We start from the raw sequence: 13,528 nt of genomic DNA, 5'->3' as shown, positions 1-13,528 counted from the left end.
CATAATGAGTCTTAAATTTTTAGATTTTGAACAGCCTATTGCAGAACTTCAGGCGCAAATCGAAGAATTAAAAGCGGTTGGCGCTAAAGGTGATTTCGATATTTCGATTGAAGAAGAAATATCGAAGCTTCAAGAGAAGCGCGAGCAATTAGTTGAAAAGATCTTTGGTGATTTAGGTGCTTGGCAAGTCGCACAATTGGCGCGCCATCCGTTACGCCCGTATACGCTAGATTACATTAAGCACATTTTTGATGACTTTGATGAGTTAGCTGGCGATCGTGCGTTTGCCAATGATGAAGCGATTGTTGGCGGAACAGCTCGAATTGATGGCACACCAGTGATGATTATTGGTCATCAAAAAGGGCGTGAAACCAAAGAGAAAATTCGTCGTAATTTTGGTATGCCGAAACCTGAGGGTTATCGCAAAGCGTTGCGCCTCATGGAAATGGCGGAACGTTTTAAAATGCCAATTATTACCTTCATTGATACCCCTGGTGCATATCCTGGTATTGGTGCCGAAGAGCGTGGTCAATCAGAAGCGATTGCACGTAACTTAAAGGTTATGGCGCGCTTGAACACACCAATTATCTGTACCGTTATCGGTGAAGGTGGTTCTGGTGGTGCCTTGGCAATTGGCGTGGGTGACCGAGTCAACATGTTGCAGTACTCGACCTATTCAGTTATTTCGCCTGAAGGTTGTGCATCGATTCTTTGGAAAAGTGCCGAAAAAGCACCATTAGCAGCTGAAGCGATGGGTGTCACGGCACAACGTTCAAAAGAACTCGGATTAATTGACTCGATTATCGCAGAGCCGATTGGTGGTGCGCATCGTGACCATGAAGAAATGGCGCGACGCCTGAAAAAGCAACTCTTAACCGATCTGGATGCGTTGGTAAATCTCGATAGCTCAGCTCGTCTTGAGCAGCGTTATCAGAAGTTGATGTCATTTGGATATTGCTAACACGGAGTGATGCGCGTTGGATAATGCGACATCGATAGCGAAACATGAAGGGGACAGTGGCAACGCTGATCTCCTTTATACGTTATTCAAGCAACGCTTGTTAGCCTTAAAACCCGAACCACATCAGCAAATTGTGGTGTGTTTAGGTGGCGGCGCTGATTCCCAAACCGTATTAGATTTAACGGATAGTTTTCGTCAAGAATTTCCCCAATTTGATTATCTCGCGGTGCACTTGGATCATGCCTTTCATCCGAGCTCGGCTGAGTGGGCGCAAGGTTTGATTGCCGATTGTGAAGATCGCGATTTCACCATGATTTGCGAGCCGCTCAAAGTTTTGTCAGGTAGTCGTATCAGCAAAGAAGCTGCCGGTCGAGAAGCACGCTATCAGCGATTGAGCGAAATTGCCGATGCGAATGCTATTTTTTTGCTAGGGCAACATCGTAACGATCAAATCGAAACGTTTCTGCTACAGTTGAAACGTGGCGCTGGGCCCAAAGGGCTGGCAGCTATGGCAATGCAGAGCACAAAGGGACTGCAGCGATGGTTACGACCGCTGTTAGATGTCAGCAAAGAAGAAATTTACCGATACGCCCACGCTCATCAGTTGTTTTGGATTGAAGATGACACCAATTACGACACCAGTATTGAACGAAATTTTCTTCGGCATGAGGTGATTCCAAAGCTCGAGCAGCGCTGGCCGCACTTTGGCCAAGCTGTACTACGAAGTGCGCAACTGTGTAGCGAAACTCAGGAGTTGATGGAACAATTACTTGCAGATCGTGTTAACCCGCACATCGATAGCGATGGCCGATTAGCAACGCGTTGGTTGGCAAATTCAGCAGAGCAATTGCAACGAGGCGTTTTGCGGTATTGGCTGCAACAAAATCAAGCGGCAATTCCTTCGTATGCGCAATTAGAACAGCTACGTACACAAATGTTATTGACTACGAATGATGCGAACCCCCGTGTAGAGTGGGGGAATTGTGTCGTGACTCGGATTACCGCAGATAATAAAGACAGACTTCTTGTTCTCACCATGCAGCCACGTTAATTTTAGTGTCTTCATCTTCTTGCTCAAGGAACAGCATGGATCAGCGTAAAGCTATTCTGTACGCGCTTGCCGCAGTATTACTGTGGTCAACCGTCGCCACCGCATTTAAATTAGCACTGCGTTATCTTACGCCCTTGCAACTGCTCACTATTGCCGCTCTTACGAGTTTACTCACCTTTACTCTGATTCTATCGGTACAACAACGCTGGCGCGAAGTCTGGCAAGTTGGGCGCAGTCGCATCGGGTTTTATGCGCTACAAGGGTTTATTAATCCGGCCGCCTACTATTGGGTTCTTTTTGCCGCCTACAATCAGTTACCTGCGCAACAAGCGCAAGCGATCAATTACACTTGGGCAATCACTATGTCGTTGTTAGCGGTGCCATTTTTACATCAAAAACTCACCGCAAAAGAACTGTTTGCTATGCTGTTAGCGTACGTTGGCGTTTTCTTAATAGCGACAGGTGGAAATTGGGACTTTGCGCAAACGAATTGGGTTGGTATTGGGTTGGCGTTATTCAGTACGTTGCTATGGGCAAGCTATTGGCTGATCAACACAAAAAATACCGACAAACCGGTACCAGCGTTATTTTGGTGTTTTGCATGGGGCTCCGGTTGGTTAGTTATCTTTAATCTCATGAACATGATTACTGATACAGAATCCACGTATTTAAACCTTAGTTGGCAAGGAATTGGCGCAGGAATTTATGTTGGATTGTTTGAAATGGGTATCACCTTTTTCTTGTGGCTCACCGCCATGCGGTTAGCTACAAAAACCGCGCAGATTTCGACGCTGATTTTTTTAAGCCCATTTATTTCATTGATCTTAATTTATTTTATACTCGGTGAAACCATTCAAATAACCACACTCATTGGTTTATCACTTATTTGTGTAGGTTTGTATCGACTCAGGGAGTGACCGTGAATAGCGGGTTTACTGATATTCTATTATTGTTGGCTATTGCTGTCGTATTGGTTTGGGCGTTTCGAAAAGTCAAACTACCAGCAATCTTGGCCTATTTAACGGCTGGTATCATCGCAGGCCCTGATATTATGGGCTGGATTGCTGATCCGGACGAATACCACTTTGTAGCAGAACTCGGCATAGTCCTATTACTCTTTTCACTCGGTCTCGAATTCTCGTTGCCAAAAATGATAGCGATGCGCGGTCAGGTATTTGGCCTCGGCGCGGGGCAAGTTGTGATTTGTACGACTTTGTTCGCGGTTCTCGCTGTTTACTTTGTTGAAGACTGGGTGAGTGCGTTTATTATCGGTTGTACGCTGGCACTCTCATCAACCGCAGTTGTCATTAAACAACTGGGTGAGTCTTCACAACTGACGTCAAAGAAAGGTCAAATGACGGTCGCAGTCCTATTGTTCCAGGATGTTGCTGTCGTCCCCATGTTGATTGTTATTCCGTTACTTGCATCAAGCAGTGATATCTCGATGTGGGAGAGCCTTGGTTATGCCTTATTGAAGGGAGCGGGAGTAGTTCTGGTATTGATGGCTATTGGTAAGTGGGTATTGCCGCATGTGTTTCGTGAAATCGCAAAGTTGCGAACTGACGAACTATTTGTATTGGCAACATTACTCGTAGCCCTCGTTGCTGGTGGTATGACGCACTTGTTTGGCTTATCAATGGCATTAGGCGCGTTTTTAGCCGGTATGATGCTTGGTGAAAGTAAATATAAGCACCAATTAGAAGCGGATATACGACCATTTCGCGACATTTTGATGGGCCTATTCTTTATTACTGTAGGCATGCAGTTAGATCTTGATGTGTTTGTGGCAAATATCCATTGGATTATTGGCATTGTCCTCGGCGTTGGCGTTGTCAAGTTAGTGATTGTCCGAGTTCTTGCCGGATTAATGGGCGAGCGCAAAGAAGATGCTTGGGGTTCAGGGTTGATGCTGTTCCAAATGGGAGAGTTCGGCTTTGTGCTGGCATCACTTGCATTGAGCTTTAAGTTATTCGATCAAACCACCGCTTCAATTTTGGTTGGTGTCGGCGTGTTTGGCATGGCACTAACGCCATTAGTTATTCAACGATGTAAATCGTTCGTGAGTTATATTATTCGCCCGACGACACAACCAGAAGAAGATAATCTGCCGTATCCTACGGATGAGCATTCTCGCGTTCTTATTCTCGGGTTTGGTCGCGTTGGCCAAACAATCGCTCGATTTTTAACGAACGAAGGTATTGATTATTTAGCCATTGATCATGATGCTAAGCGGGTTCAAGAAGCGGTTGCTGGTGGTCAAAAAGTATTCTTTGGTAATGCCATCCGCCGCGATATTTTGCGCGCTGTCCATGCAGATGAAGCGGAACTCATCATTATCAGTTTTGCCGATGACGAACGTGCGATTGATGTACTCAAAGCAATCCGAAATCTTAATGAACATGCTGAAATTATTGTTCGCAGTCGCGACGATGTGCGACTGAAAGCTATGATGGAGGCAGGTGCCACCCAAGTCGTGCCGGATACTCTCGAAGCGAGCTTGATGTTGGTTTCGCAAATTCTCAGTCGCTCTGGTGTACCGATTCGCAAAATCCTTTCACGACTGGATCACGCGCGGCGTTCACATTACGGCGACATGCATGGATTCTATCCTGGAGAAACGACAGATATGGATCCTGAAAAACTTGATAGGTTGCAGTTTCTCCATGCAGTATCACTGCCTAAAAATGCCTTCGCATGCGGTAAAAAATTGATCGAGTTGGGCCTTGATGACTTGAATCTACAAATAAAATCGGTGCGTCGTGGTGAGCAAGAATTTACAGAAGTTCATGGCGACTTCGAATTAATGACGGATGACATTGTATTACTCTCTGGCGGCCCGCGGGCTATAGAAGCTGGTGAGAGTTATTTGTTAAACGGTTAAACATGGCAAGTGGTCTTGTTTACAACTGCTAACATATTGTTACTAACGGCTTAGACAAGAATTCGTCATACTATAAGCCAAGAAATTTATCTTCAGAATATTCACCTATGGAACTGGGAAGTTATGGCTTTCAAGAAACGCGCACTATTACCCCCACTCATTTTGCTCATTGCAATTTTGCTTCTGGTATTAATGACGGCATTGCGTCCACAGCCTCCACAACGAAGCAATGAACGACCGCCAGTGTTGGTCGAAGTTGTTGAAGTGCAGCCTGCAAATATTCGCTTTGAAGTCGAGGGGCAAGGTAATGTGCGGCCGAAACACATGACCAATCTTGTTTCGCAAGTCAGTGGTCAAGTTATCGAAATTTCTGCGAACTTTGTGAACGGTGGATTCTTCGACAAAGGTGAAGTCATTATTCAGATCGACCCGGCCGACTATCGTGTTGCCTTGCAGAGTGCTAAAGCTTCATTGGCGCAAGCAAAAGCAGCATTGGCAGAGGAAAGTGCACGGGCAAAAGTGGCCAAAGACGAATGGGAATCGCTCCAGATGGGTGAGATTCCAGCCTTAGGTATTCGCGAACCACAAGTTGCTAGCGCTGTGGCCGCCGTGCAATCGGCAGAGGCTGCAGTCGCCAAGGCGCAGCGTGATTTGGACAGAACGACGATTCGCGCGCCATACGCAGGTATTTTGCAAAACAAAAACGTTGATATCGGCCAGTTTCTCACAATGAACACCCAGGTCGGCTCTTTGTATGGTTCAGAAGTTGCAGAAATCAGAGTCCCGCTTAGCGACCGTGATTTAGCTTACATTGATCTCCCTGACGCGAACCATGATGGCGCATATCCACATGTTGCCTTAACTAGTGAGGTAGCAGGTGAGACGTATACTTGGCACGGTAACCTTGTGCGTAGTGAAGGAGTGCTCGATCAAAATAGCCGTGTAATTTATGGGGTGGTGGAAGTTGAAGACCCGTATAACCAACAGTCAGACCGTCATCCAGTTCCACTGCGATTCGGGCGTTTTGTTGAGTTGGTGATTGATGGCATTGAAGCACAGCAAGTGTTTCGTGTACCACGTTACGCACTGTCAATTAATAATACACTTTGGGTTGTCGGCGATGAGCGTCGCTTAGAGCAGCGTGAAGTGAATATTGTACGTTCAGAAGCGCAACATGTTGTCATTAATAAGGGTTTAGAAAGTGGCGATTTGGTTGTGCTAACCCAACTGTCGAATGCTTTACCGAGTATGAAAGTGCGTATTCCAGGTGATCCAGTGATCAAACAACAGGAAACGAAAGAAACGCAAACCGCTGGTGTAGCAGGTAACGACAATGAGTAAGTACGATATCGATCCAAAACGAGGCATTATCGCTTGGTGGACGAACAACTCTGTTGCCGCCAACCTGTTAATGGCGCTTATCATTATTACGGGTATTTTCATGGTGGGGCAGGTGCGCAAGCAAATGTTCCCCGAAATCGAGCTTAATATCATCAGTATTCAGGTGCCGTTTCCCGGGGCAGCACCTCAAGAAGTCGAACAGGGTGTTTTAGTCAGAATTGAAGATGCCATTGAAGACGTAAACGGCATCGAGCGGGTTACTTCAACAGCACGTGAAGGCAATGGTTCAGTTTCAATCGAAGTAGAGAGCGGCTATGACGTTGAAGTGGTCATGGACGAAATCAAAATGTTGGTTGATGCAATTCCAAGCTTCCCTCAGCAAATTGAAAAACCCAATATTTATCGGATTCGACCACAACGCCAGGTGATTTGGATTAGTGTTTTTGGTGATGTCGGTGAGGCAACCCAAAAAGAGCTTGCGAAACAGATTCGCGACGATATTAAAGACATTGGCGGGATTACCAAAGTTGAAGTTGTCGGCGCGCGAGACTATGAAATTTCGGTCGAGATTTCGGAAGCTGATTTACAGCGGTACAACTTAACCTTTCAAGATATCGTGTCGGCCATTCGTGGCACCTCGTTGGATGTCGCAGGTGGCTCAATTCGGACACCCAACGGCGATATTTTACTCCGCGCAAATAACCAGGCTTATGTTGGTGATGAGTTTGAACAAATTGTTTTAATTAAGCGCCCAGACGGCACACGTTTGACGCTAGGCGATATTGCTACCGTGCAAGATGCCTTTATTGAGCGTCGTCGCTTCACGGAATTTGATGGAAAGATGGCGACTTTTGTGCGAGTTGATTCGGTTGGTGATCAAAACGATTTAAGAACAGCTGAACTAGTTAAAAATTATATCGACCGTAAACAAAAAGAGCTGCCACCGGAAATTCAAATAGCGCATTGGGGAGATTCATCATACTACCTCCAAGGTCGCCTCGATTTAATGATAGACAATATGCTGTTTGGGGGAGCGTTGGTTTTCATTATGCTAGCGTTATTCTTGCAGTTACGACTCGCGTTCTGGGTCATGATCGGCATTCCGCTTTGCTTTTTGGGCACAATTGCACTCATGCCACTACCGATGTTCGATATCTCTATCAACATGATCTCGTTGTTCGGGTTTATACTCGTGCTCGGCATAGTGGTGGACGACGCCATAGTTATCGGTGAAAGTGCCTACTCCGAGATAGAAAAGAACGGTAAGTCGATTGATAACGTTGTTATTGGCGCTAAAAAGGTCGCTATGCCGGCGACCTTTGGCGTACTCACAACGATGGTAGCTTTCATTCCAATGCTGATGGTTGAAGGCGGTATGGGCGCAATCTGGGAATCAATCGCTTGGGTTGTCATCTTGTGTTTGGCGTTTTCCTTAATTGAATCAAAATTCATTCTGCCAGCGCACATAGCCCACATGAAATTTTCGAAAAGCGGCAATGAAAAGCAAAATGGCTTTCAACGGGTGCGTAATAAAATTTCTAACGGATTGCTTTATTTCGCTAAGAACTTTTATCAGCCATTCTTGAAAAAGTGTCTGCATTATCGCTACACCACCTTGGCTGCGTTTATTGGGCTATTCATTCTTGCCATCGGCCTCATTGCTGGCGGTACCGTGCGTTGGGTATTTTTCCCGAATATTCCAAGCGACTTCATTCAGGCGAATGTAACCATGCAACCGGGTGCTTCTGAGGAAGCCACGATACGTACTTTGCAGGCGGTTGAAAAATCACTGATAGATGTTGATAAGCAAGCCGAAGAAGAAAATGGTGAAAACATTATCAAGCACATCAACGTGTGGATGAATGGAACCACCAGCGGAACCGTATTCGCTGAGCTTGAGAAAGGTGAAGATCGCAATCTGGATGGTTTCGCAATCATCAATAATTGGCGCGAAAGCACGCCAGAAATTGCTGGCGTGAAAGCACTGAACTTCCAAGGAAGCATCGGCGGTGGTGGTGGTTTTGACGTTGAGTTCCAGCTCACTGGTGAAAACCTCGAAGAACTTGCTGCAGCGGCGACCTTGTTGAAGCAAGATCTTGCCCAATTTGATGGCGTGTTTGATATTGAAGATACCTTCGGTGAGGGCAATGATGAGATTATTCTTGAGCTAAAACCGTTAGCGACCGCTATGGGCATTACCTTGCAGGAGCTTGCAAGTCAGGTGCGTTATGCGTTCTATGGTGCAGAAGCGCAACGGATTCAGCGTGACGATGAAGAAGTCAAGGTGATGGTCCGCTATCCGCTATCGGAGCGTCAGTCGGTCGGCAACCTAGAAGACATGAAATTGCGCACTGCTGATGGTTCATTGATTCCGTTCACTGAGCTGGCAGATGTGCGTTTCGCCAAAGGCTACAACACGATTACACGTATTAATCGTGAGCGTTCGGTGAATGTGCGTGCTCGTGTCGATAAAGACAAAGTGCAACCATTTGATATCGTTCGTCAAGTTCGTGAAGACAAAATTCAGCCAATTCTTGACCGTTATCCATCAGTTGGGTTCCAGCTTGAAGGGGCGTCACAAGATGAAGCAGAAGCAACAAGTTCACTGGCGCTTGGTTTTGTTCTCGCATTGTTTGCAATTTATGCATTGATGGCCGTGCCTCTGAAGTCTTATAGTCAGCCGCTCATTATCATGTCGGTTATTCCGTTCGGTATGATAGGCGCAGTTGTTGGCCACTGGATTTTAGACATGCCAATTTCGATTTTGAGTTTATTCGGGATTATTGCTTTGGCGGGTGTTGTCGTGAACGACTCACTGGTTATGGTGGATTACGTCAACCGTGCACGTGCTGACGGTGAAAGCTTACGCAAAGCTGTCGCTGAAGCTGGCGTGGCGCGTTTCCGTGCCATTATATTGACCTCGTTGACGACCTTCTTCGGTTTGGTGCCTATCGTGCTTGAGAAGAGTATGCAAGCGAAGTTGGTCATTCCAATGGCAATATCACTTGCATTCGGTATCTTATTTGCCACTGTGATCACGTTACTATTGGTACCGAGTTTGTACTTGATTCTTAATGATACGCGCCGTGGTATGAAAACGATGTTGAGCTGGTATGGTCTGACCAAGCCGCCAGAACCGAAATCAGAACAACAAAACTCTGTCACATAATGTTAAACTATTGACCTTACACTAATTGACGCTAGCAGCAATTGTGCTGCTAGCGTTTTAGTCACAGGAAGGTCATGCATGAATTTGGCGCTTATCGATATTCTCGCATTGGTATTTTTTGTGTCTGTTTGGGTTATCTACACCCAATTTGCACGTCTGCGAGCCCGCACTACTTATAGTCTGTCACACATCTTGCGCCAACTTCGTATCGATTGGATGCGCACCTTAACGCGTAAAGAACACCAGATTGCTGATGCTGCATTACTTGGAAATGTCGAGCGAACCGTCACGTTTTTTGCATCATCAACAGTCTTGGTTCTCGCAGGTGTACTAACCTTGCTGGCGTCAGCCGATAAAGTGGTTGAAGTACTACATTCAATTCCCTACACCGCAGATACCGCGCCAGATAAAGTTCAATTCAAATTAGCCGTACTATCCTTGTTGTTTGTATTTGCGTTTTTTAAATTTACCTGGTCAATTCGGCAATTTGGTTTTGTCTCAGTACTGATGGGGGCGGCGCCGCAATATCGCTCGACCGATTTCACCGATGAGCAACGCGAAGTGTTCGCACGCCAAACTGCCAAGGTCATTGATCAAGCTGGCCATGAATACAATAACGGTTTGCGTGCGTATTACTTTGCTTTGGCTTATCTGTGTTGGTTTATTCACCCATACTTATTTATTGCTTCAACTGCGGTTGTCGTACTGGTTTTATATCGGCGTGAATACCGCTCAAAAGTATTAAGAGCGCTACTAGCCACCAAAGGCTGGGAGCCAGGCCCAATTAAAGATAATGGAGAATCATAGTGACACTTGATGTACTGAAGTGGACGATTGCGAGTTATTTCGAAGCAACTGGGAAGGTTTTGCCTGACCTTCCGGATGTACTTGGGCCTTATGACGGCGAGACTTTAGTGGGGAAATCAGTGCGTGTCGGCGCAACCCAAATCGAATTTTGGGATGCGGGTGTTATCGCAGTAGAACCTGATCAACCCGGCGACAAAGACGTGATTTTTTCTTGCGCAGTGCATGGCGATGAAACGGCGCCTATCGAAATTGTGCGAGATATGCTGACAGATATACTTGCCGGCAAGCTACAGGTGACACATCGAACTTTATTTCTAATTGCTAATCCAGCAGCGATTGTGAATGGTACCCGGTTTATTGATGTGAATATGAATCGATTGTTTAGTGGTGCTCATAAACAGGGGAATACTCCAGAACATCGACGCGCCGCTAAGCTTGAACAATACGTCACGCGTTTTTATCAACAACAGCGCCGCTATCATTACGACTTACATACGGCAATTCGTGATTCAGCGCACGAAAAGTTCGCGGTTTATCCATTTACGCACGGTGGTCCATACAAAATGGAGCAGCTAACCTATTTAGCTGAATGTGGTGTTGACACGATCTTATTGAATCAAGCGCCAACCACGACATTCAGCTATTACAGTGTTCGTGAACACCAAGCTGACGCTTTCACGGTAGAATTGGGTAAAGTTCGGCCGTTTGGTGAGAATGACATGAGTCGCTTTGCTGACGCCGATGCCATGTTCCGTAAACTTATTAGTACAACTGAAATTGATCTTCCGGCTTTCGATAGCAACCGTCACCATGTTTATGACGTAAGTCGTTCTATTGACCGAACGGCTGAAGACTTCCGTCTCAATTTTGCCGATGACGTTGCTAACTTTACCGAGTTCGAGCTGGGACACTTGTTAGCAGTAGACGGTGAGAATGAATATACAGTGGAACAGCCGGGTGAGCGGATTATCTTCCCTAATGCGAAAGTAGCCCTGGGGCAACGTGCTTTACTCACTGTTGTACCGATGCCAGTTGAGAACCTGAAACTGGTCTGATTTTTAGATTTTTATGACGCACCTTGTTTGCATGTCAGTTGACGTAAAGGTAAAGTGTGCGCAATTTTTCTTAGAACGAGAAAGTTATGGCGAAAGATAAACAACATCAGTTGGACATCGTGACCAAACCGCAGTTTATTGACGGTTCGGCGCTGAAGATTCCAATGCTACAAATCCTCGCAGAGGACGGTACCATTCGTAAAGGTGCTGAGCAGCCAGAAATGGACAAAGAGCTCGCCCTGAAGATTTTCGACACGATGCAATTTATCCGCATTTTGGATGAGCGCATGATTGCTGCGCAGCGCCAAGGCCGGATCAGTTTCTACCTGTCCTCACTTGGTGAAGAAGCGGCCAGTATTGGTTCCGCGGCTGCTCTGAGTGATCAAGATATGATCATGGGACAATACCGTGAGCAAGGCGCATTAGCGTTCCGTGGCTTTACGGTTGAGCAGTTCATGAATCAGCTATTCTCGAACGAACGTGATCTTGGTAAAGGTCGCCAAATGCCTGTGCATTACGGTTGTGCTGAACTCAATTTCATGACCATTGCCTCGCCACTTGCAACTCAGATTCCTCAGGCTACTGGTTACGCCTATGGCCAAAAAATGGACAAGTCAGGCAACTGTACGATTTGTTACTTTGGTGAAGGTGCTGCTTCTGAAGGTGATTTCCATGCCGCATTGAATATGGCCGCGGTTTACAAAGTACCAGCTATATTTTTCTGCCGTAACAACGGTTATGCGATTTCGACGCCATCGCAGGGCGAACAATATGCTGGTGATGGCATTGCACCGCGCGGTGTTGCCTATGGCATGAAGACCATTCGTGTTGACGGTAACGATGTATTTGCCGTATATCAAGCGACGCAATTAGCGCGTAAATTAGCCGTAGAAGAAAACGAGCCAGTGCTGATTGAAGGTATGAGCTACCGTATGGCGGGTCACTCAACCTCGGATGACCCAACGGGTTATCGTACACGCGAAGAAGAGAATGCGTGGCGCGCTAAAGATCCGGTTGTACGTTTCCAAAAATGGTTACAAAACCAAGGCTGGATTAGCGAAGAAGAAGCGCAGCAGAATTACGATGAGAAAAAGGCTGCGGTATTGGCTGCATTGAAGTCTGCAGAAACCGTACCTGTGCCGCATATTGATGAAATCATTGAAGACGTTTATGACACCCCACCTAAGCATCTCAAGAAGCAGCTTGAGGCGCTAAAAGCGCATATCCGCAAATACCCGGAAGCTTATCCGAAAACTGCGTCGCGTATTGATGGAGGTGACAAATAATGGCCAAGATGAATCTCTTACAAGCCATCAATAATGCGCTTGATATCGCTATGGCGAAAAGCGACAAAGTTTATAGCTTTGGTGAAGACACCGGTGCTTTTGGTGGCGTATTCCGCGCGACTTCTGGACTAACTGAGAAGTACGGGCGTCACCGTAACTTCAATACGCCACTTGTCGAGCAAGGTATTCTAGGCTTTGCCAATGGCTTAGCCTCGCAAGGTAGTTATGCGATTGCCGAAATTCAATTCGGTGACTATATCTTCCCTGCATTTGACCAAATCGTGAATGAATCAGCGAAATTTCGCTATCGTTCTGGTAACGAATTTGATGTGGGTGGTTTAACCATTCGTACGCCGTACGGCGGCGGCATTGCGGGTGGTCATTACCACTCACAGTCACCAGAAGCATACTTTGCGCATACACCTGGATTGAAGATTGTTATGCCACGTAACCCATACATGGCAAAAGGCTTGTTATTGAGCGCTATTTTCGACAAGAACCCAGTGTTGTTCATGGAGCCGAAGCGTCTTTATCGTGCGTCGGTTGGTGAAGTTCCAGAAGAAGAGTACACGCTTGAGCTGGGCAAAGCTGACGTGGTGAAAGAAGGTAAAGATATTACCGTTCTTGCTTGGGGTGCACAGGTTGAAATGGCCGAGAAAGCAGCTGAAATGGCAGCCAACGACGGCATCGATTGCGAAGTAATCGATTTGGTTAGCATTCTTCCGTGGGATGTTGAAACCGTTGCTGAATCAGTCCGCAAAACGGGTCGTTTAGTCATCACGCAAGAGGCACCAATTACTGGTGGCTTTGCGAGTGAAGTGGCGGCAACCATTCAAGACGAATGCTTCTTGTACCTTGAATCGCCAATTGCTCGCGTATGTGGTTTAGATACGCCGTATCCGTTAAGCCACGAGAAAGAATACTTTGTCGATCATTTAAAAGTATACGAAGCCATTAAAGCTTCGATGACTTACTAA

The 13,528-nt window shown here is 46.3% G+C and carries 10 protein-coding genes; all 10 read left to right on the top strand.

Going from position 1 to position 13,528, the window contains the following annotated elements:
* The first annotated feature begins 4 nt into the window (after positions 1-4).
* The 10 genes from accA to CWI82_RS07755 all read left to right on the top strand — a co-directional run bounded on the left by accA (position 5) and on the right by CWI82_RS07755 (position 13,528).
* On the top strand, positions 5-961 hold the full coding sequence (gene accA, locus CWI82_RS07800; RefSeq protein ID WP_130203089.1) for an acetyl-CoA carboxylase carboxyl transferase subunit alpha: 957 nt from the start codon (positions 5-7) through the stop codon (positions 959-961).
* Positions 962-977: 16 nt separating this feature from the next.
* Complete coding sequence (gene tilS / locus CWI82_RS07795) at positions 978-2,012, top strand: tRNA lysidine(34) synthetase TilS (protein WP_130203088.1); 1,035 nt, start codon at positions 978-980, stop codon at positions 2,010-2,012.
* 35 nt (positions 2,013-2,047) lie between these two features.
* Positions 2,048-2,929, top strand: a complete 882-nt coding sequence (locus tag CWI82_RS07790) for a DMT family transporter (protein WP_130203087.1) — start codon at positions 2,048-2,050, stop codon at positions 2,927-2,929.
* A 2-nt stretch (positions 2,930-2,931) separates the two neighbouring features.
* The gene (locus CWI82_RS07785; RefSeq protein ID WP_130203086.1) at positions 2,932-4,893 is read left to right on the top strand and encodes a monovalent cation:proton antiporter-2 (CPA2) family protein; all 1,962 of its coding nucleotides are present in this window, start codon (positions 2,932-2,934) and stop codon (positions 4,891-4,893) included.
* 123 nt (positions 4,894-5,016) lie between these two features.
* Positions 5,017-6,234 (top strand): efflux RND transporter periplasmic adaptor subunit, encoded by a 1,218-nt coding sequence (locus tag CWI82_RS07780; protein ID WP_130203085.1) that lies wholly within the window; start codon positions 5,017-5,019, stop codon positions 6,232-6,234.
* Positions 6,227-9,403 (top strand): efflux RND transporter permease subunit, encoded by a 3,177-nt coding sequence (locus tag CWI82_RS07775; RefSeq protein WP_130203084.1) that lies wholly within the window; start codon positions 6,227-6,229, stop codon positions 9,401-9,403. The genes CWI82_RS07780 and CWI82_RS07775 overlap by 8 nt, the downstream gene beginning before the upstream one ends.
* 78 nt (positions 9,404-9,481) lie before the next feature.
* Positions 9,482-10,210: a DUF599 domain-containing protein gene (locus tag CWI82_RS07770; RefSeq protein WP_092854344.1), complete on the top strand. Its 729-nt coding sequence runs from the start codon at positions 9,482-9,484 to the stop codon at positions 10,208-10,210.
* Positions 10,210-11,265, top strand: a complete 1,056-nt coding sequence (gene astE, locus CWI82_RS07765) for a succinylglutamate desuccinylase (RefSeq protein ID WP_325049924.1) — start codon at positions 10,210-10,212, stop codon at positions 11,263-11,265. The genes CWI82_RS07770 and astE overlap by 1 nt, the downstream gene beginning before the upstream one ends.
* Positions 11,266-11,351: 86 nt before the next feature.
* Positions 11,352-12,551, top strand: a complete 1,200-nt coding sequence (locus tag CWI82_RS07760; protein WP_092854346.1) for a thiamine pyrophosphate-dependent dehydrogenase E1 component subunit alpha — start codon at positions 11,352-11,354, stop codon at positions 12,549-12,551.
* Entirely contained in the window at positions 12,551-13,528 is a 978-nt protein-coding gene (locus tag CWI82_RS07755; RefSeq protein ID WP_092854348.1) for an alpha-ketoacid dehydrogenase subunit beta, read from the top strand. The genes CWI82_RS07760 and CWI82_RS07755 overlap by 1 nt, the downstream gene beginning before the upstream one ends.

Source organism: Pseudidiomarina tainanensis (assembly GCF_004214835.1).
GTDB lineage: Bacteria > Pseudomonadota > Gammaproteobacteria > Enterobacterales > Alteromonadaceae > Pseudidiomarina > Pseudidiomarina tainanensis.
This window is presented reverse-complemented; position numbering and strand designations above follow the sequence as displayed.

What these genes read in the sequence shown, in the direction of transcription:
- CWI82_RS07755 (WP_092854348.1), top strand. Translation starts at nt 12,551, where the DNA reads ATGGCCAAGATGAATCTCTTACAAGCCATCAATAATGCGCTTGATATC.
- CWI82_RS07760 (WP_092854346.1), top strand. Translation starts at nt 11,352, where the DNA reads ATGGCGAAAGATAAACAACATCAGTTGGACATCGTGACCAAACCGCAG.
- CWI82_RS07770 (WP_092854344.1), top strand. Translation starts at nt 9,482, where the DNA reads ATGAATTTGGCGCTTATCGATATTCTCGCATTGGTATTTTTTGTGTCT.
- CWI82_RS07790 (WP_130203087.1), top strand. Translation starts at nt 2,048, where the DNA reads ATGGATCAGCGTAAAGCTATTCTGTACGCGCTTGCCGCAGTATTACTG.
- CWI82_RS07775 (WP_130203084.1), top strand. Translation starts at nt 6,227, where the DNA reads ATGAGTAAGTACGATATCGATCCAAAACGAGGCATTATCGCTTGGTGG.
- accA (WP_130203089.1), top strand. Translation starts at nt 5, where the DNA reads ATGAGTCTTAAATTTTTAGATTTTGAACAGCCTATTGCAGAACTTCAG.
- CWI82_RS07780 (WP_130203085.1), top strand. Translation starts at nt 5,017, where the DNA reads ATGGCTTTCAAGAAACGCGCACTATTACCCCCACTCATTTTGCTCATT.